This is a genomic window from Bifidobacterium pullorum subsp. gallinarum, assembly GCF_000741215.1.
In the GTDB taxonomy this organism is placed as follows: domain Bacteria; phylum Actinomycetota; class Actinomycetes; order Actinomycetales; family Bifidobacteriaceae; genus Bifidobacterium; species Bifidobacterium pullorum_B.
In genome coordinates this window covers 68,859-87,641 of the sequence record NZ_JGYX01000001.1, presented here as the reverse complement: position 1 = coordinate 87,641, position 18,783 = coordinate 68,859, and the positions used below count along the sequence as shown (strand labels likewise).

The window sequence follows — 18,783 nt, the reverse complement described above, 5'->3', positions numbered from 1 at the left end:
AGTTGTGCGCCGTTGTCGACAATCCGCGCGCCCATGCCGCAACACGCCCCGCACCGCATTTTAAGATTGCGGTGTTTACATGAGCGTATGGCTGAGGATTATGCAATCTACCGTCTGTATATCGACGGCGTACCGTTCGAGTTCCATTCCGCCGATTCCGCGACGAAGACGTACGCGGACCTGTGCGATGTCGTCGCCAAGGCCCATGCAGACCGTAAGACGCGGCATTTCTCGTTCTCGACCTCGTCGCACCCGACCAAAGGCCGCTCGATCGACGTGCTGGTGACCTCATCGACCCACGTCATGCTGGATGCGCCGCTGGGTTGGTGACGTGTAACGCCGATCGCCTCCGACGAGCGCGTGTGAGACGTTCGTCGGAGGCGATCTGAACGATGGAGGAACGGTTTCCGCCCGATCACACGGCGGTGCCGTTGGCGTCCAGATTCGGGTTGTGCTTCGAGTTTCCCGCGGTGAAGAACAGGCTGAGCACGCCGACCGCGAAGACCACGGCCACGCCGGCCACCAGCCAGATCGGCTTGGTCGGCAGCCACATGACCACCACGAACGCGATCGCCGCAATGACGATCAGCGCCCAGCTGAACACCCGGAACCACTGACGCACCGAATGCGGTGCCTTGACGAGCTTCGGATTGCGCAGCGCGATATCCGTATCGGCCGTCATCTCCGGCGTCTCGAACGAGGCGGTCGGCTTCCACTCGCCGTCCGTGCCCTCCTGCAGACGGATCGACTTCTGCTGCAGCGCGTATTCGTCGATCATCCCGGAACGGCCACGACCCCGGGTCTGGTCGTACTGCTGCGGGATGCCCCTGCGGTTACGCTTCTCCTGCGCACGGCGTTCTGCACGGTTCGGCATGCTCACTCCTTCATGATGCGAACGGATTCACTGCAAGCTACTGTACAACAGCAACCGCAGAAATCCGTCGCGCATTCCGGATAATTCAAGGCACGCGAGGCGACTCGGGGATTATGCCGATTCCGTGTACATGCGGTCCAGCGTGTTGGGGAACAGTCGTCCGAACACGTACCGACAGCCGGATATGGCGGCGATGAGAGCCACCAGGATCCCGACCCGCGCGACAACGGCATTGAGCAGACTGAATGCCTCGAATTCCGTCCATAACGGCAGAACGGCTACGATGCAGAAACACATAAACACCGCAAGCATCTGGGCGGTCTGGGAATCCTTCTCCGGATTGAGCATGAAGAATATCAGGCAAACGCCGATGCTGATGATGCATGCCATGAATTCAATGATGAAAGCATCGCATACCGTCATGACGGGTATATCAATATGCCGAGCGAACAGGATGCCCAGTGTTGCCATCATTGAAATTACGGCGGTCGTCATCGGGTATATCGAATTCGCCAGCACATACCGCATCACCGGGGTGTTGCTCAGCTTGAGGTCGACCAACATTCCTCTGGCGACATCCTGCTGCAGCACCAGGCACGCCCCAATCACAGCCGTGAGGTTCCCGACCGGCAACGCGAACTCCACAACGGCACGTCCCGCCAATGCGCCGGGGACCTGGTCCGACGACATCATCACGCCGGAGAGTACAAGCGGTACCAGTACGGCAAGCATCGCGTATACGCCGAAGATGAGCCTGCGGTACATGTGGGCAACGTAAAACACCAATGCTTTCATAGATCTTCCTTCCATTACCATGAGTCCGTCTGTTGCCCGCTTCTTGCAACACACGTATGCCGTTTGGGATACGTGTGTTTACTTGATGAACGCGGGTACGCCACGGTTCATCCCCGGCTCTCCGATGTCGTTTCGCCCGCGTGTTGTATGCCGAAGTCCACGCCCTCACGGTCACGCCCCAACGTCGCGATGCCGGTGAAGGTTTCGTAATCGGGCACGTCGACGAGCATGATGTCCTTGACGATATGCCGGTCGTCGAGGATGACGACCCGCTCCGCGGCCTTCCAGCAGTACTCCAGATCATGCGTGATGGTCAGGATCGTCCGTCCGGCGACGTGCAGCTGGCTGATGTAGTCGATGAATAGGTCGCGCGTGATCGGGTCGATGGAGTTGGTGGGCTCGTCCAGCATGATGACGTGCGGATCGAACAGCATGCCCGCCACCAGGCCAGCGCGCTTGCGCAGTCCGCTGGAGAGCTCCGACACCTTCTTGTCAAGATGCGGCCCGAGCTCGAACGCCCGGATCAACGGCTCATCGTCAAGGTCAGCCGGATTCACATTCCGTGACGTGGAATCGCCGTCGGCGAACAGCAGTGCGCGGAACCTGATGTTGTCGCGGAGCGTCATCGAATCGACGAGGTTGGCCCGTTCCGTCATCAGGAACACATCGCGCATCGACGGCACAAGCGCCTGGTTGATGACGCAGCGGCCGCTCCGAGGCCGCAGGAGTCCGACGATGAGGTTGAACAGCGTGGTCTTGCCCACGCCGTTGTAGCCCAACAGGGCCAGCGTCTGTCCTTGCGGCACCGTGAGGGAGACGTCCTCCAGCACGGTCTGGCGTTTTCTGTAGCCGAAGGTCACATGATCGACGGCGATGATCGTATCGGTGTTCATATACGGGTCCTTTCCCGATGATGACTGTTCATGGATTACATGATTGGCGGGGCAATCGTGCCGAGATCGCCCAACGTGGATGCGTATCGGCGTTGCAGCACGGTGAGCGACAGCAGGAACGCCCCCACCGCGCAGAGCAGAACGATCGCCAGGGAAATCAGCGCCGCAGTGACGAATGGTAGCGCCCATAGCACGATGCTGGCGAACATCGGAATCATCAGTATGCAGGCGGTGAGGAGGAACGCCGTGTTCGGCATCAGCAACCGCAGGAACATGGCGAGCTGCGTGTCCAGCGCGGTCCACGCCCAGTTCATCAAACAAGCCATGAGGAGCTGCGCCGCCACCATACCCGGTGCCGGCAAGGCGCCGCGGTCGGCATGCAGCGCCGCCAGCAACGATATGACGAGGAAGACCGTGGTCGCCGCCTCATACATCCACAGCTTCGTCAACAGATAGGTGCGGAATGACGTACCCGATTGCACGATGAGCTCGGGGACGCCTTCCAGATAGTCCTGCCAGGTGGTGTAGTCCACGGTAATGGCAAAGGACCATCCGAACGCCGGAACATCGATCATTGCATTGAACAGGGCGTTCCCTGCCTGAAGCGACAATGGGTGGATCACCAGAAGTACTGGAAAGATCAGCGAAACCCAACACATCCGATTCAACGAGGTGAATAAGCGGAATTCCTTGAATAGAAAAGCTTTCATTGCGGACTTTCGTGCGAGTGCGGCTATTCTGCAAATCGGAATAACCGCACGCAATGGCAGGAGCGGTGTTGGTTGCTTTATAGTCATGGTTGTGCCAGCGCCCGCGGAAAACGGCGGCGGAACACATGCTCGCACCATGCAGTGGCGCCCGCTGCCAAAGCTACGAGTCCCAGTGTCGTTACCAACCCGTTAATCGTTCCCAGCGACTGCAGCTCAGTCCATAGCGACAGCCACACGACCATGGCGGATATGAACACGCTCCCCATCGCCGCCGACTGCTCATCGAGGTTCGGCGAAAGCTGGTACCACAGCAGGCAGATGCTGATGACCAACACGTTGATGACCGCGCCCAACAAGACGATGTTCAGCACCAGAACGGGCGATATGACCGATTGACGTGCCGACAGAACCGCCACCCAGACCAAGGTGCTGACGACCACGCTTGACATGGGCAGCAGCGTTTGGGCCAGTACGTATTGGTACAGCGGCGTTTCCGATAATACGATCATAGAGAACACCCCATCATGCATATGCCGATGCATGATGGCGCATACCACGATTACCGTCAGGATGCCGGCAATGGGAATCGATGCACCGCCAACTACAGCAGGTACGTCCACATCGGATGCGGCCACACCGGAGACCAATCCTACTGTCGCCCACGGCAGGACGCTACCCAGCACCACCGTCAGCAACACCCCCACCGTGCAATACGTTCGAGCTACACAGAACATCAGTCCCCTCATCGTGCGCCATCCTTTACGCTTTGCCTGGCACATGGGGCAGTTCCGAAACTGCACCTATGCGTGTCACTGCTGTTTTCTGCAATTCCCGGATTCGCCGACGATCGCCTTCTCGTTCATGCTCATAAGAGCCTCCTTATGTTGTATGCCTTCCACTGTGGAAGACAAACAACACTGTGCTTCGTTATCTTCAGCGAAACCAGCCTTGTACCCCGTTTAGGGGACAAGACCGCCAATGATGGTCTCGCGTCCGATACCATGTGGAAGAGCGTACGAATACAGGATGTGTTTTGATGCTCCTATACATTGTCAAGGGTTTCGGTGTGTTGGTTTGGTTGGTTCGGGGTGGTGATGGTTTGGATCCAGAGGGTGGCGCGTCGTTCGAGTTCGGGTAGGTTGCGGGTGCCGCGTTCGATCTCGCTGATGCGGATGGAGTGGACGCCGAGGGCGTCGCTGACCTGTTGTTGGGTGATGCCGTGCGCGACGCGTAGCTCGCGAAGCCGTCGTCCGCGTTCGGCCGGTGGCTTGTTCAGGGGCGTCCGTCCCCGGCGGATGGAGATGAGGGCCCGGTAGGCCTCGCGGGCGATGAAGCGTTCCGGGCAGCGGATGATTCTGCATCTTGCCTTTGCCTTCCTTGGTCTTCCGATTCACGTAGTCGCGGGTGGGCTGGTGGTAGCGCATGCGGACGATGGCGATGTGGTGCAGGGCGGAGTTGCCCTGCCGGTTGCCGCCTTTGTTGAGCCGGTGCCGGTTGGACTTGCCGCTGGAGGCGGGGATGGGGCAGGCGCCGCAGAGCCTGGTCGGACGCGGCCTCGCTGCGGATGCGTTCGGGGTTGTCGCCGGCGACGATGGCCAGGGTCGCGGCGGTCACCGTGCTGGCGCAGTAGATGTCGAGCAGCGGGCGGGCGTTATCGCGTGCTCCTCCAGGATGAGTCTCATGCTCCTCTCCAGCAGGTCCGCCTGCTCCTTGAGGGCCTTCCATGCCTTGCCCGAGGCCTTCAGCGCAACGAGCATGCCCTGTTCCACCGTGTTCCCGCTGGGACGGCATGCGGCGAGCCTGCGCATCCTGGTCGGGGTGCGCAGCCCGCGGTAGCGTTCCCGGATGTGTTCCGGGGCGGTGGCCGGCAGGCCCTTCGCGGAGTTGGACAGCGCGGCCGTCGCCGTGACCGGCTGCGCCCGTTCCGCGTCCGGGGCGCGTAGCGCCTCGACCCATCCATCCGCGCTTTTCGGCACGCTGGTCCCGTCGCCCGCGAGCACGCTGCGGGCCGCGGCGAGGGCGTCGACGGGATCGGACTTGCCGTCCCTGCGTCGCACCGAGCGTTTGGGCCGGAGCACCTCGTGTACGTCGTACCCGGCCTTGACGAGTCGTCTGGCGGGCGCGGCCCCGTATGAGTTGGTGCCTTCCACCCCGACGCCCAGGCAGGCATCGGGATCGCCGATCATGGCGACCAGCCTCTCGTAGCCGGTCGGGTCGGCCGTGAACGTCTGCGTGGCCAACGGCCTGCCGTGCTCGTCGATCAGGGCGAGCGTATGCGTGTCGGAATGGGTGTCCACCCCCGCGTAGATCCTGGGATGCTCCATCCTTGTCCTCCATCCATATGTCTGCCGTTCCCGAGGCTTCCGGCGCAGACAGGACGTCGGCGCGGGCACGCTACCATGGTTCTTGCTAGGGTCCGGCGGAGCGGCCACGCTCCTATGAGGTCATGCCTCCATGGCCTTCGGGCCGGCGGACCGGGACGGGACAAACCGAAACAAGGACAGGACCTGGAAGGGTCCGCCGGTCAAATTGTGGGTCACCGCCCCGGCCGCCACTTTCCCATTATCACCGGTCAATCCAACCGGCATAACCATTATCAACGTCAAAATAGTTGCTCTGGTATGCGCATTCACAGTGGTTATGCGGCTAACTGTTGAGCGGCATCATGCAGAAGAACCGCCATTGCCCATCATTCACGCCGATGCGTATGGTTCCGCCGAGCGCCTTGATCTGTTCACCGTGCAAAGCCAATCCCCGCCCGGATTTGGGAGGGGCGACCCATTGCTCCGATGTTGCCGTTCCGTTGGTCTGTAGCAATGTGACCGCATCATCGGCGAATCGAAGATGTATGCGGTATGTCGAGCACTGTGGATCGCAATGCCGCTCGATGTTGGTATAGATCTCATGCAGCAGTTGGATGAACGCATAACCACGATCGTCCAACTGCCGGTTACATTCCCCCTGTATAAGGGTCTCCCCGTGGTACCCAAGCTCATGCAGTCTTCGGTCGCCGGATGACGCAGTAGCTCGAACGGCGACCAGCAACGTGAACCGTCCCGTTCCGTTCGCCGCCGAACCTCCACCGTGGACCATCTCGATGGCCTGATGAGTCTTATGCAACGCGTCAGTGGCGTACCCGACGATGTCTTCCATACCGCAACGTGCATAGTCATCAGGCCGTTCCCGCTTCATGCGTTCGGCGGTGATGAGGATTCTGGTCAGACTGCCTGATACCGCATCATGCAGCAATGTGGCCGCCATCAATTGCAGCTGCGCCTGTTCCATCTGATGCCGTATCTCCTGTTGGGCACGTTGCCTTTCCCGATACCAGATCGACACCCCAATCAGATAAACGCAGAACAATCCAATACCGAAGTTCATGATGCCGTTTGGTATGCCATATCCCATGATCTCCGGATATCGAATCGTGGCATATGTCACACTGGCCATGGTAATGCCGATTGTGGCGATGCATTCCGGGATTCGAGGGTGCCGGCCAAAGACCACCATCGCCAACAATAACGCCCAAGTCCCACTCGGCCCTGTGGCATCGAAACCGATGGACATGTCACCGATGACCCCGATAATCACTATCATCCACGCCGCCAAACGTCCCCGCCACGGCAGTAGCGCCAACGCGACACAAAGCAGCATCGCCCCCACGACACCCACCACCGTATGCGGCGGGTTCATGATCCATTCGGCGATCGCCACGACCAACGCAGCTGCCGACAGACACAGGATGACCTTGTCCGCTATCGACCATGCGGCCATATGCCGGCGAATGCCGTGAATGCCCCGAAGCACGGCCTCGTGTGTGCTATTGCCGCGGTTCCTCCTGCTCATACCTGACACCGCCACCACAGATCCACCAGCTCCGCGCGTGAGGACAGCCCCAGCCGTTTCTGCGCCCGGTCCAGATGGGTCTTGACCGACCCTGGCGTAATCTTTAGCCGCAGAGCGATGACGGCCGGTTTGTTCGCCTGCGCGTACAGCTCCACCACCTGCCGTACTCGCTCAGTGAGCAATGTCAGATTTGGCCCGTCCGCTACTCGCAGACGCTTGTGAGCGTACTGCGCCGACTCAAACAAGACGTTCCGCATGCCGCCGGTCATCGCCGGCAGAACACCACCGGCCGCCACCGCCGTGATCGCCTGGCACAGACCATTGAAATCGTCTTTGCCTACGATGCCCTGCGCGCCGGCGTCCGCCACCGTGGCCGCGTACTGGTTCAGCGAGAAGGCCGTCATCGCCAGAATAGGCAGCATGCCGTTCCTGGAACGTATCCGCCGGCACGCTTCGGTGCCCGGCATATCCTCCAAGCTCATGTCCAGGAGCAGGATGCCGACGCGGTTCAGCGGATCCAGCGCCCGCTCGATGGCCTCATGCCCCGAGTGGGCGACCCATCTGACACGAACCTGCGGCAGCTGCTGGCTGATGATCGCCGCGAGTCCCCTCAGCACGATCTCGTCATTATCGGCAATCGCCAAGTGAATAGCATTGTTCCCCACGTGCACTGACTATACAGTCAAAGCACGCGGGGAAACAACTTCATGGCGCGGAGGGAATGTTTCGTTCCCTACCGCGGCAGCGCCATCGGCCGGCGCGAGGCGGCGATCGGCGCGGGCAGTTCGGTGTCGCCGGTCAGGTAGCGATCCACGGCGGCGGCGCAGGAGCGGCCTTCGGCGATGGCCCAGACCACCAGGCTCTGTCCGCGGCCCGCGTCACCACAGGCGAAGACGCCGTCCTGCGACGTGGCGTACGAGTCGTCACGCGCCACGTTGCCGCGCCCGTCCAGTTCGACCGGCAACTGCTCAACAAGCGTCGTCGTGTCCGGATGCAGGAAGCCGACCGAAATCAGCACCAGGTCGGCGGGCAGCACGCGTTCGGTGCCCGGTTGGCGGGTGAACGGCCCGTCCTCCCCCGGCGCGACGTTGACGACCTTGAGCCCGGTCACGTGGCCGTGCTCGTCGGCCACGAATCCGGCGGCCGTGGCGGCATGCTCGACCGTCACCCTGGCCTGCTCCTCCTCGGAACCGATGAAGTTCACCGAATCCGTGTTGTACAGGTATTCGCCGCCCTCCTCCATCGAGCTGGTCCGCTGGTACAGGCGTGCGTAGGTGGGCCACGGCTGGTCGTCGGGGCGCTCCGTGGGCTCCTTGGGCATGATCTGCAGTACGGTCACGCTCCTGGCGCCCTGGCGGATGGCGGTGCCCAGGCAGTCGGAGCCGGTGTCGCCGCCGCCGATCACGATCACGTCCTTGCCTTCGGCGGTGATGTCATGGACCGGCGCCACGCCGTAGACGCGGCGGGTGGCGTCCGGCAGGTACTCCATCGCGAAATGGATGCCGTCGAGGTCCCGCCCGGGCAGGTTCATGTCGCGCGGCACGGTGGAGCCGATCGCCACCACTACCGCGTCATACCGCGAACGCAGCTCGTCCCAGGAGATGTCCTTGCCGACCTCCACGCCGGTGCGGAACCGCGTGCCTTCGGCCTCCATCTGCTCCACGCGGCGGTCGATCAGCCGCTTGTCGAGTTTGAAGTTGGGGATGCCGTAGCGCATCAGGCCGCCGATCGCGTCGTCGCGCTCGTAGACGACGACGGTGTGTCCGGCGCGGGTCAGCTGCTGGGCGCAGGCGAGTCCGGCCGGTCCGGAGCCGACGACGGCCACGGTCATGTCGGTCAGGCGGTGCGGCGGCATCGGTTTGACGTAGTCCAGCTGCCACGCCTGGTCGATGATCGTGCATTCGTCGTTCTTGATCATCGTCGCCGGCTGGTGGATGCCCAGCACGCACGCCGATTCGCATAAGGCCGGGCAGATGCGGCCGGTGACCTCGGGGAAGTTGTTGGTGGAGGACAGCCGGTGGTAGGCGTCCTCCCACTTGCCCTGATACACCAGGTCGTTGAACTCGGGGATGAGGTTGCCCAGCGGGCAGCCGGTCATGCAGAACGGGGTGCCGCAGTCCATGCAGCGGGACGCCTGTTCGCGCGTCCACGGCTGCAGGCCGGATTCGGCGTGCACGTCCATCCAGTCGCGGATGCGCTCCTCGACGGGGCGTTCAGCCGGTTCGCGGCGGGTACGTACTTTAAGGAATCCTCTGGGGTCCGCCATGTCAGCGCGCTCCTTCCATCACCTGCTCGTACACCTGTTCCCAGACGCCGGGCTCGTTGAAATCGATATGCTCGTCTTCGGCGCGGCGCATCGCCGCGGTCATCGCCACATACTGCCTGGGCACCACATGCGTGAACCGGGCGGCCGTCGCATCCCAGTCCTCCAGCAGCGCGGCGGCGAACGCCGAGCCGGTCTCCTCGGCGTGGCGCTTGACCAGGTCGCGCACCTTCTCGGATGTCGCCCCGTCCAGCGGTTCGAACAGCAGCGACCCGTGTGCGGCGGCCTCGGGGTTGACCTTGGACGTGTCCAGGTCGAGCACGAACGCGTCGCCGCCGGAGAAGCCGGCGCCGAAGTTGCGCCCGGTGGGTCCCAGCACCACCACGGTGCCGCCGGTCATGTACTCGCAGCCGTGGTCGCCCACGCCCTCGACGACGAACGTGGCGCCGCCGTTGCGCACCGCGAAGCGTTCGCCGGCCTTGCCGCCGACGAACATCTCGCCGGAGGTCGCGCCGAAACCGGTCACGTTGCCGGCGATCACGTTCCGGTGCGGGTCGAAGTTCACGCCCTCCTCGGGCCGGACGATCATGCGTCCACCGGACAGGCCCTTGCCGGCGTAGTCGTTGACCTCGCCGTAGACGCGCAGGGTCTCGCCGCGCGGGATGAACGCACCGATAGACTGGCCGCCGGAACCGTGCAGGGTCATATCAATTGTGTCGTCGGGCAGGCCTTCGGCGCCGTAGCGACGGGTGATCTCGTAGCCGACCATCGTGCCGAGCGTGCGGTTGACGTTGCGGATCGGCATCTCGATGCGCACGGGTTCGCGACGTTCCAGCGCGGGTTCGGCCAGGCGGATCAGCTCGTTGTCCAGCGCCTTGTCGAGCTCGTGGTTCTGTTCGATGGTCTTGTGCAGGATCGTGCCGGGGACCGGGCCGGGCTGCATCAGCACGTTTGTCAAGTCCACGCCGTCCGCCTTCCAGCGGCTGACCGCCTCATCCTGATCCAGGCACTCCACGTGGCCCACGGCCTCTTCAAGCGTGCGGAAGCCGAGCTGGGCCAGCAGCTCGCGCACCTCTTCGGCGACGAACATGAAGAAGTTGACCACATGCTCGGGCTTGCCGGTGAACCGGGCGCGCAGCTCCGGGTCCTGCGTGGCGATGCCTTGCGGGCAGGTGTTCTTCTGGCAGGCGCGCATCATCACGCAGCCCTCCACGATCAGCGCCGCGGTGGCGAAGCCGAACTCCTCGGCACCCAGTAGGGCGGCGATCATCACGTCGCGTCCGGTCTTGAGCTCGCCGTCGCACTGCACGGTCACGCGGGAGCGCAGCCCGTTGAGGATCAACGTCTGCTGGGTTTCGGACAGGCCGATCTCCCACGGGGTGCCGGCGTGCTTGATCGCGTTGAGCGGGGCCGCGCCGGTGCCGCCGTCATAGCCGGAGATCAGCACCACGTCGGCATGGCATTTGGCCACGCCGGCCGCAATCGTGCCGACGCCGAACTCGGAGACGAGCTTGACGTGGATGCGGGCCTTCGGGTTGGCCATCTTCGCGTCGTTGATCAGCTGCTTCAGGTCCTCGATCGAGTAGATGTCATGGTGCGGCGGCGGGGAGATCAGCTCCACGCCGGGCGTGGAATGCCGCACCTTGGCGATCCACGGCGGCACCTTGGCGCCGGGCAGGTGGCCGCCCTCGCCCGGCTTGGCGCCCTGGGCGAGCTTGATCTGCAGGTCGGTGGCGTGCACCAGGTAGTCGCTGGTCACGCCGAAGCGCGCGGAGGCGATCTGCTTAATGCGGCTGACGCGCAACGGGTCGTTGATCCGGTCGTCGGATTCGCCGCCTTCGCCGGAGTTGGAGCGCGCGCCGATCATGTTCATCGCGATGGCGAGCGTCTCGTGCGCTTCCTGCGAGATCGAGCCGTAGCTCATCGCGCCGGTGGAGAAGCGCTTGACGATCTCGCTGGCCGGCTCGACCTCGTCGATCGGGATCGGCTGGCGGGTCGGCTTGAACCGCATCAGGCCGCGCAGCGTCATCAGACGGTGCGACGTGCTGTTGATATGCGCCGAGTACCGCTTGAACATGCCGTAGTCGCCGCGCTGCGTGGACTGCTGGAGCAGGAAGATGGCCTCCGGGTCGTTCAGGTGGTTCTCTCCGGTGCGCCGCCACTTGTAGTCGCCGCCGGTGGGCAGCTCGTCATGCGCGGTGACGGTCCACTGGTTCGGATAGGCCACGCGGTGGCGGCGGGCCACCTCCTCGGCAATCTCGTCCAGTCCGATGCCGCCGACCTGCGAGGTGGTGCCGGTGAAATACCGGTCGATGACGGTCCGGTTCAGGCCGACCGCCTCGAACAGCTGGGCGCCGCGGTAGCTCATGATGGTGGAGACGCCCATCTTGCTCATGATCTTGAGCACGCCGATCGACAGGGCGTGCGTCACGTTCGTCACGGCCGTGGCCGCATCGACCGCGAGGTAGCCGCGGCGGGCCTGGTCCTCCACGGTTTCGAACGCCAGGTACGGGTTCACGCAGGCGGCGCCGTAGGCGATGAGCAGCGCGACGTGGTGGATCTCGCGCACGTCGCCGGCCTCCACGGCCAGCGAGACCTGGGTGCGCGTGTGCCGGCGCAGCAGGTGGTGTTGGACCGCGGAGGTGAGCAGCAGCGACGGGATCGGCGCCCACGTGTGGTCCGAGCCGCGGTCGGAGAGCACGATGAAGTTCGCGCCGTCGGCGATCGCCCGGTCGATGTCGACGAAGATCTCGTCGAGCCGCGATTCGAGTGCGGGGCCGCCGCCGGCGACCTGGTACAGGCCCTTGACGACGAACGGCCGGTAGTAGCCGTCGAGGATGGCGGCGCGGTCGAGCCGCTTGAGCTGCGCCATCTCCTCGGAGTTGATGACCGGCAGCGGGATCAGGATCTTCTTGGCGTGCAGTTCGGTGTCCTCCAGCAGGTTCGGCTCGGGGCCGATCGCCGATTCCAGACAGGTGACGATCCGTTCGCGCTCCCAGTCGAGCGGCGGGTTGGTGACCTGCGCGAACTTCTGCGTGAAGTAGTCGAACAGCATGCGGCTGCGGTCGGAGAGCACGGCCATCGGCGTATCGTTGCCCATCGAGCCGAGCGGCTCCTTGCCGGTGTCCGCCATGGGGTTGAGGATCAGCTTGATGTCCTCCTCGGTGTAGCCGAAGGCGCGCTGGCGGCGGAGCACCGATTCGTAGGAGTGGTTGACGTGTTCGCGGGCGGGCAGTTCGTTCATGTGCACGCTGTTGCCCTCCACCCACTGCCGGTACGGGTGCTGCGCGGCGAGCGCGTGCTTGATCTCGTCGTCGGGCACGATGCGGCCTTCGGCGGTGTCCACAAGGAACATCCGGCCCGGCTCCAGACGCCCCTTGGCGCTCACGTGTTCGGTGGGCACGTCGGGTAGCACGCCGGCTTCGGAGGCGAGCACGACTAGGCCGGTGTCGTCCAGCTGCCAGCGGCCCGGGCGGAAGCCGTTGCGGTCGAGCAGCGCGCCGACCTGCGTGCCGTCGGTGAAGATGATGTGCGCCGGACCGTCCCACGGTTCGATCAGCGTGTTGTTGTACTCGTAGAAGGCGCGCACGTCGGGGTCGAGCGTGTCGTCGTTCTCCCAGGCGGGCGGCAGCATCATCAGGATGGCGTGCGGCAGGCTGCGGCCGGCCAGGTGCAGCAGTTCCAGGCATTCGTCGAAGGTGCCGGAATCCGAGTAGCCGGGCGTGGCAATCGGCAGCAGCGGTTCGAACTCGCCGAGCAGTTCGGAGCTCAGACGTCCCTCGCGGGCCTGCAGCCAGTTGCGGTTGCCCTGGATGGTGTTGATCTCGCCGTTGTGGGCCAGCAGTCGGAAGGGCTGGGCCAGCGGCCAGCTGGGGAACGTGTTGGTGGAGAAGCGCGAGTGCACGATGGCCACGCGCGCCGCCATCCGCTCGTCGTTGAGGTCCGGGAAGAAGCCGGTCAGCTGCATGGTGGTCAGCATGCCCTTGTAGGTGATGGTCCGGCCGGACAGCGAGGCGAAGTACACGCCGACCTCGTGCTCCACGCGCTTGCGGATGCGGAACGCCTTGCGTTCCAGGTCCAGTCCGCCCAGGGAGCCGTCCGGGGAGGCGACGACCAACGTGACGAATGCGGGCATCGAGGCCAGCGCCTGCAATCCCAGCCCGTTCGGATCGGTGGGTACGGTACGCCAGGCGAGCGGTTCCAGCCCCTCCTCGCGCACGATGGCGGCGATGGCTTGCTGCTGGCGGCCGCATGCGGCGGTGTCCCGGTCCAGGAACGCGATGCCCGCCGCGTAATGGCCCGGTTCCGGCAGCGGCGCGTCGACCACGGCCCGCATGAACGCGTCGGGCATGCCCATCAGAATGCCCGCGCCGTCGCCGGTGTTCTCCTCGGCGCCCACCGCGCCGCGGTGGTCCAGGTTCCTCAGCACCTCGATGGCCTTGTCGATGACGCGCCGCTCCGGCCGACGGTTCATCGTGGCCACCATGCCGACGCCGCAGGCGTCGTGTTCCGCGGCGGGGTCGTAGAGCCCCTCCTTGCATCGGACGGTCAGATCTAGCGGAGCATGCAACGTCACTTGGATCACCTTTCTTGCGTTACGGACAGGATACGACCCGCAGGTCACAAATGTCCGCATAATGAGACATCCTGCGCCTTGCGGCACGGCCGTTCTCTCCCAATCCGGATTGACTGCGCTTGAGAGTACCGCCCGGATGTTACCACGCAACTTCAGTGTCCACATTTCGAATCACCGCGTCGCCCGGCGACTGTCTGGCGCAGACCATCCCGCGGCTACAGACCGCAGCAGTCGAACATGCGTTCGATGACGGCGTCGTTGAGCAGACGGCCGCGCAGCGTGGGTATGAGCCGGGAACCGCGGCGTTCGACCAATCCCTCACGTTCCAATGCCTCAACGCCCGCGTCGAGTGCCGCGGATGACGTCCCACCGATATCGAGGGACGTCCTGAGCGCCGTCAGGTCCAGTCCTTCACGCAGACGCAGGCCCAGCATGATCGTTTCCTCAAGGGCCTCCATCGGCGTGATGGATTCGCTGCCGGCCCATGGCACCTGTCCGGCGTTGACGCGTTCGCTCCACAGCCGCGGGTGGGCCAGATCCCAGGAACGGATGGCGCCATGGGCGTCGCAGTCCTGAGGGGACGATCCATGCGGCCGGGCGGAGCGTTCCGACTCGCTGCGACATGATGCAGGCTCGACGCGGTTGTAGTGCGAGTGGGCGCCCGGGCCGATGCCGGCCCAGTCGACGTTGCGCCAGTACCCCAGGTTGTGGCGGCTCTCATACCCTGGGCGGGCCCAGTTGGAGATCTCGTACCATTGCAGGCCGGCCGCGGAGAACAACTCGTCGGCGATCTCGTATTTGGCCGCCTCGTCGTCGTCATCCGGTTTCGGCAGCACGCCGGCGGCGATCTGCCGGCCCATCTTGGTCGTCGGCTCCACGGTCAGCGCGTACGCGGAGATGTGGTTCACACCCAGATCGATGGCCGTGCGCACCGACGTGCGCCAATCCTCCAGGCCCTCCCCCGGCGCGCCATAGATCAGGTCGACCGAACTGCGCAGGCCGGCCGCCCCGGCGGCGCGTACGCCGGCCTCCACGTTGGCCGGCGTATGGGTGCGGTCCAGCGTCCTCAGCACATGCGGCACGGCCGACTGCATGCCGAACGAGACGCGGGTGAAGCCGCCGTCGGCCAGCGCGCGGATGGTCGCCGCATCCACCGTGTCCGGATTCGCCTCCGTCGTGATCTCGGCGCCGTCCTCGACGCCCCAGAGCTCGCGGATGGCGTTCAGGATCGCGATCAGGTCGTCGGCAGGCAGGATTGTGGGCGTGCCGCCGCCGAAGAACACGGTCGAGGCCGGCGGTTCGGCGATGCCGTGACGCTCCTGCCAGTCGCGGACCAGCCGCATCTCGCGGATCGTCATCGCGGCGTAGTTGCCGCGCGACGCACCGCCGCCCAGGTCGACGGCCGTGTACGTGTTGAAATCACAGTATCCACAGCGCCGCAGGCAGAACGGCACATGAACGTAGACCTCGAACATGACTCACACCTCCACGCGGCGCTGCCGTCGCGGCCTTGGCGGTCGCTCCCCTCGCCTACAGGCAATCCACCGGATTGCCTGCTTCACGGCTCGGCGCCGCAGGCAAAACGGCACATGGACGTAAACCTCGAACGCCATCAGCCTTCGGACTTCTGCGCGGCGCGGATCTTGTCCTTGGTGTCGCGGTCGTTCGCGCCCTCGCCGGTGGAGAGGGCGGCGATGAACGCCTCCTGCGGCACCTCCACATGGCCGAGCATCTTCATGCGCTTCTTGCCGGCCTTCTGCTTCTCCAGCAGCTTGCGCTTACGGGTGATGTCGCCGCCGTAGCACTTGGCGAGCACATCCTTGCGCAGCGCGCGGATGGTCTCTCGGGCGATGATGCGCGAGCCGATCGCGGCCTGGATCGGGATCTCGAACTGCTGGCGCGGGATCAGCTCGCGCAGCTTCTTGGTCATCATCACGCCGTAGCTGTACGCCTTGTCACGGTGCACGATGGCGCTGAACGCGTCCACCTTCTCGCCCTGGATCAGGATGTCCACCTTCACCAGGTCGGCGCTCTGCTCGCCGTCCTCATGGTAGTCCAGCGAGGCGTAGCCCTTGGTGCGCGACTTCAGCTGGTCGAAGAAGTCGAACACGATCTCGGCCAGCGGCATGCGGTAGTGCATCTCCACGCGGTCGGCGCTGATGTACTCCATCGTGCCCATCTGGCCGCGATGGTCCTGGCACAGGTCCATCACCGCGCCGATGAACTCCTTCGGCGTGATGATGTCGGCGGCCACCATCGGCTCGACGATCCTCTTGATCTTGCCGTCGGGGAACTCGCTCGGATTGGTGACGTGGTGGACCGTGTTGTCCTCCGCGGTCACCTCGTACGGTACGTTCGGCGCGGTGGAGATCAGGTCGAGTCCGAATTCGCGTTCCAAGCGCTCGGAGACGATCTCCATGTGCAGCAGGCCCAGGAAGCCGCAGCGGAAGCCGAAGCCCAACGCCACCGAGGTCTCCGGCTCGTAGATCAGCGCCGCGTCGTTGAGCTTGAGCTTGTCGAGCGCGTCGCGCAGCTCCGGATACTGGGCGTTGTCGATCGGGAACAGGCCGGCGTACACCATCGGCTGCGGGTCGCGGTAGCCGGGCAGCGGCTCGGTGGCGCCCTTGGCCGCGGTGGTAATCGTGTCGCCGACCTTGGACTGGCTCACGTCCTTCGCGCCGGTGATCACGTAGCCGACCTCGCCGGCACCCAGCGCCTTGGTCGGGGTCATATCCGGGCTGATCACGCCGATCTCGATCGGGTCGTGGGTCATGCCGATGCCCATCATGTGCAGCTTCTCGCGGCTGCGCAGCTCGCCGTCGACCATGCGGATGTAGGTCACGATGCCACGGTACGAGTCGTACACCGAATCGAAGATCAGCGCGCGGGCCGGGGCGTCCGGATCGCCCTTGGGGGCGGGCACGTCCATCACGATCTGGTCGAGCAGGTCGGTCACGCCCTCGCCGGTTTTGCCGGAGACCCGCAGCACGTCCGACGGCTCGCAGCCGATCAGACCGGCGATCTCCTCGGCGTGCTTGTCCGGCTCGGCGCTGGGCAGGTCGATCTTGTTGAGCACGGGGATGATGGCCAGATTGTGGTCGATGGCCATGTACAGGTTCGAGAGGGTCTGCGCCTCGATACCCTGCGTGGCGTCGACGAGCAGCACCGCGCCCTCGCAGGCGGCCAGCGCGCGGGAGACCTCGTAGGTGAAGTCCACATGGCCCGGGGTATCGATCATGCCGAGTGTGTATTCGGTGCCGTCGAAGGTCCACGGTACGCGCACGGCCTGGGATTTGATGGTGATGCCGCGTTCCTGTTCGATGTCCATGCGGTCGAGGAAGCGGTCGCGCATCTCACGCTCGGGCACGATGCCGCTCAGCTGCAGGATGCGGTCCGCCACGGTCGACTTGCCGTGGTCGATATGCGCGATGATGCAGAAGTTGCGGATCAGCGACTGATCGGTGAAACCCGGCTGGTTATGCTGCGTAGCCACCAAAAAGGCCTCCTCAATGGCAGGGGATGGAAGACTCATATCATCCTAGCAACTTCCCCGCCGAGCGTGGACCGCACGCCATGGCATGTCCCGCGCGTTCGGATCGGGACGGCACAGAATCCGTTCCATGCCATATGATTGAGGTCGAATCACGCAACACACCGCGAATCGCGCAGTTCGGACACCTCGTTTTTCCACCGGACATGCTATCATCATGGTTTTGTATGTCCTTACCGTATAAACGTCGTTTGGAGTAGATAGTGGCAAACATCAAGTCGCAGAAGAAGCGCGTGCTGACCAACGAGAAGGCGCACAAGCGCAACGTGGCCGTCAAGTCCAGCCTGAAGACCGCGATCCGCGCCACCCGCGAGGCCATCGCCGCCGGGGACAAGGCCGCCGCCGAGGCCGCCTACAAGGTCGCCGCCCAGAAGCTCGACAAGGCTGCTGGCGCCGGCGTGATCCACAAGAACCAGGCCGCGAACCGCAAGTCCGGCCTCGCTGTGGCCATCAACGCCCTGTGAGCCTGACCATATAGGTCATCGCTTGAGTCCCGCATCTCGCAAGAGGTGCGGGACTTTCTTGTATCGGCCATCGGATCCCGCATTCGCAACACACCGTCGAGACGCGTGATCAGCGTCTGCCGCCGGGCAGATACGTGTGGTGCCGTTCCACCGCACCCGGCAGCATCAGATTGAATTTCACGGACAGCAGCCGCATCGCCACCACCAAAACGACGACGCACACGTCGATGACGATCTCGGCGGTCTGGTTGATGACGCCCGCCTGCACACCCTTGCAGACGAACACCGTGGCCACGCATCCCACCGCCGAGGGCACGGCGTACCAGTGCTTGTCGCGGATGACCACGGGCACCTCGTTGATGAGCATGTCTCGGATCAGCCCGCCGGCCAGCGCGGTGAACATGCCCATGAACACCGCGGTCATGCCCGACGTGCCGTACAGCATGGCCTTCTCGGTGCCGTTGACGGCGAACATGCCGACCGCGATCGCATCAAAAGCGGTCATCGACCATTTGAGCTTGTCGACCTCGGGGTGGATCACGGCCACCAGAACCCCGGATGCCAGCGCGGTGAACACGAAACCGCGGTCGGAGATGCCGACGGGAGGGACGGCGCCGAGCATCACGTCACGGATGATGCCTCCACCCAACGCGGTCAGCCATGCGGTGATGAGGATGGCGAACAGATCATACCCCTTGCGGATGGCGGACAGTCCCCCGACCATGCCGCAGCAGAGGATGGCGATGTACTCGATGATCAGAAAGAACGTATTGCTCTCCAGCGCCACCTGCGTTCCCTGCATCGTCGTCCTT

16 protein-coding genes and 1 pseudogene are annotated in these 18,783 nt (G+C 64.1%); 2 read left to right on the top strand and 15 right to left on the bottom strand.

Annotated features, from left to right (window positions below; all coding sequences use genetic code 11):
• The first annotated feature begins 87 nt into the window (after nucleotides 1–87).
• Nucleotides 88–330, top strand: coding sequence for a hypothetical protein (locus BIGA_RS00375; protein WP_033505564.1), 243 nt, complete (start codon nucleotides 88–90; stop codon nucleotides 328–330).
• Nucleotides 331–415: 85 nt separating this feature from the next.
• Here the strand turns inward: BIGA_RS00375 and BIGA_RS00370 are convergent, their stop codons facing one another.
• From BIGA_RS00370 to lepA, 14 genes and pseudogenes are all read right to left on the bottom strand, one after another.
• Nucleotides 416–874 carry a hypothetical protein gene (locus tag BIGA_RS00370; protein ID WP_033505562.1) on the bottom strand — a complete coding sequence of 153 codons (459 nt, stop codon included), beginning with the start codon at nucleotides 872–874 and terminating at the stop codon, nucleotides 416–418.
• A 111-nt stretch (nucleotides 875–985) separates the two neighbouring features.
• Nucleotides 986–1,669 carry a hypothetical protein gene (locus BIGA_RS00365; protein ID WP_033505561.1) on the bottom strand — a complete coding sequence of 228 codons (684 nt, stop codon included), beginning with the start codon at nucleotides 1,667–1,669 and terminating at the stop codon, nucleotides 986–988.
• 107 nt (nucleotides 1,670–1,776) lie between these two features.
• The gene (locus BIGA_RS00360) at nucleotides 1,777–2,562 is read right to left on the bottom strand and encodes an ATP-binding cassette domain-containing protein (RefSeq protein WP_051916976.1); all 786 of its coding nucleotides are present in this window, start codon (nucleotides 2,560–2,562) and stop codon (nucleotides 1,777–1,779) included.
• A 35-nt stretch (nucleotides 2,563–2,597) separates the two neighbouring features.
• Nucleotides 2,598–3,272: a hypothetical protein gene (locus BIGA_RS00355; RefSeq protein WP_152595944.1), complete on the bottom strand. Its 675-nt coding sequence runs from the start codon at nucleotides 3,270–3,272 to the stop codon at nucleotides 2,598–2,600.
• Nucleotides 3,273–3,355: 83 nt separating this feature from the next.
• On the bottom strand, nucleotides 3,356–4,018 hold the full coding sequence (locus BIGA_RS00350) for a hypothetical protein (protein WP_033505558.1): 663 nt from the start codon (nucleotides 4,016–4,018) through the stop codon (nucleotides 3,356–3,358).
• Nucleotides 4,019–4,314: 296 nt separating this feature from the next.
• Entirely contained in the window at nucleotides 4,315–4,488 is a 174-nt protein-coding gene (locus tag BIGA_RS09775; protein ID WP_237744025.1) for a helix-turn-helix domain-containing protein, read from the bottom strand.
• A gap of 235 nt (nucleotides 4,489–4,723) precedes the next feature.
• Nucleotides 4,724–4,792: pseudogene (locus BIGA_RS09770) on the bottom strand (hypothetical protein); the annotation flags it as partial.
• Nucleotides 4,793–4,882: 90 nt separating this feature from the next.
• Nucleotides 4,883–5,596 (bottom strand): IS110 family transposase, encoded by a 714-nt coding sequence (locus tag BIGA_RS09765; RefSeq protein WP_237744007.1) that lies wholly within the window; start codon nucleotides 5,594–5,596, stop codon nucleotides 4,883–4,885.
• A 322-nt stretch (nucleotides 5,597–5,918) separates the two neighbouring features.
• Complete coding sequence (locus BIGA_RS00340; RefSeq protein ID WP_033507408.1) at nucleotides 5,919–7,118, bottom strand: sensor histidine kinase; 1,200 nt, start codon at nucleotides 7,116–7,118, stop codon at nucleotides 5,919–5,921.
• Nucleotides 7,115–7,762, bottom strand: coding sequence for a response regulator transcription factor (locus BIGA_RS00335; protein WP_237744006.1), 648 nt, complete (start codon nucleotides 7,760–7,762; stop codon nucleotides 7,115–7,117). The genes BIGA_RS00340 and BIGA_RS00335 overlap by 4 nt, the downstream gene beginning before the upstream one ends.
• 89 nt (nucleotides 7,763–7,851) lie before the next feature.
• The gene (locus BIGA_RS00330) at nucleotides 7,852–9,384 is read right to left on the bottom strand and encodes a glutamate synthase subunit beta (protein WP_033507410.1); all 1,533 of its coding nucleotides are present in this window, start codon (nucleotides 9,382–9,384) and stop codon (nucleotides 7,852–7,854) included.
• A gap of 1 nt (nucleotide 9,385) precedes the next feature.
• On the bottom strand, nucleotides 9,386–13,957 hold the full coding sequence (gene gltB / locus BIGA_RS00325) for a glutamate synthase large subunit (protein WP_033507412.1): 4,572 nt from the start codon (nucleotides 13,955–13,957) through the stop codon (nucleotides 9,386–9,388).
• A 215-nt stretch (nucleotides 13,958–14,172) separates the two neighbouring features.
• A complete protein-coding gene (gene hemW, locus BIGA_RS00320; protein ID WP_033507414.1) occupies nucleotides 14,173–15,432 on the bottom strand; it encodes a radical SAM family heme chaperone HemW in 1,260 nt (419 codons plus the stop codon).
• Nucleotides 15,433–15,569: 137 nt separating this feature from the next.
• Complete coding sequence (lepA, locus tag BIGA_RS00315) at nucleotides 15,570–17,450, bottom strand: translation elongation factor 4 (protein WP_033507511.1); 1,881 nt, start codon at nucleotides 17,448–17,450, stop codon at nucleotides 15,570–15,572.
• Nucleotides 17,451–17,710: 260 nt separating this feature from the next.
• Between lepA and rpsT the strand changes: the two genes are divergently transcribed.
• Entirely contained in the window at nucleotides 17,711–17,971 is a 261-nt protein-coding gene (rpsT, locus tag BIGA_RS00310; protein WP_033507416.1) for a 30S ribosomal protein S20, read from the top strand.
• Nucleotides 17,972–18,080: 109 nt separating this feature from the next.
• Here rpsT and BIGA_RS00305 read toward each other — a convergent pair whose 3' ends face one another.
• Nucleotides 18,081–18,773: a trimeric intracellular cation channel family protein gene (locus tag BIGA_RS00305; protein WP_081929287.1), complete on the bottom strand. Its 693-nt coding sequence runs from the start codon at nucleotides 18,771–18,773 to the stop codon at nucleotides 18,081–18,083.
• Nucleotides 18,774–18,783: the final 10 nt, after the last annotated feature.

Bases quoted from the DNA above. Each gene is read 5' to 3' on its own strand.
- BIGA_RS00375 (WP_033505564.1), top strand. From the start codon at position 88: ATGGCTGAGGATTATGCAATCTACCGTCTGTATATCGACGGCGTACCG.
- BIGA_RS00370 (WP_033505562.1), bottom strand. From the start codon at position 874: ATGCCGAACCGTGCAGAACGCCGTGCGCAGGAGAAGCGTAACCGCAGG.
- BIGA_RS00365 (WP_033505561.1), bottom strand. From the start codon at position 1,669: ATGAAAGCATTGGTGTTTTACGTTGCCCACATGTACCGCAGGCTCATC.
- BIGA_RS00360 (WP_051916976.1), bottom strand. From the start codon at position 2,562: ATGAACACCGATACGATCATCGCCGTCGATCATGTGACCTTCGGCTAC.
- BIGA_RS00355 (WP_152595944.1), bottom strand. From the start codon at position 3,272: ATGAAAGCTTTTCTATTCAAGGAATTCCGCTTATTCACCTCGTTGAAT.
- BIGA_RS00350 (WP_033505558.1), bottom strand. From the start codon at position 4,018: ATGAGGGGACTGATGTTCTGTGTAGCTCGAACGTATTGCACGGTGGGG.
- BIGA_RS09765 (WP_237744007.1), bottom strand. From the start codon at position 5,596: ATGGAGCATCCCAGGATCTACGCGGGGGTGGACACCCATTCCGACACG.
- BIGA_RS00340 (WP_033507408.1), bottom strand. From the start codon at position 7,118: ATGAGCAGGAGGAACCGCGGCAATAGCACACACGAGGCCGTGCTTCGG.
- BIGA_RS00330 (WP_033507410.1), bottom strand. From the start codon at position 9,384: ATGGCGGACCCCAGAGGATTCCTTAAAGTACGTACCCGCCGCGAACCG.
- hemW (WP_033507414.1), bottom strand. From the start codon at position 15,432: ATGTTCGAGGTCTACGTTCATGTGCCGTTCTGCCTGCGGCGCTGTGGA.
- BIGA_RS00305 (WP_081929287.1), bottom strand. From the start codon at position 18,773: ATGCAGGGAACGCAGGTGGCGCTGGAGAGCAATACGTTCTTTCTGATC.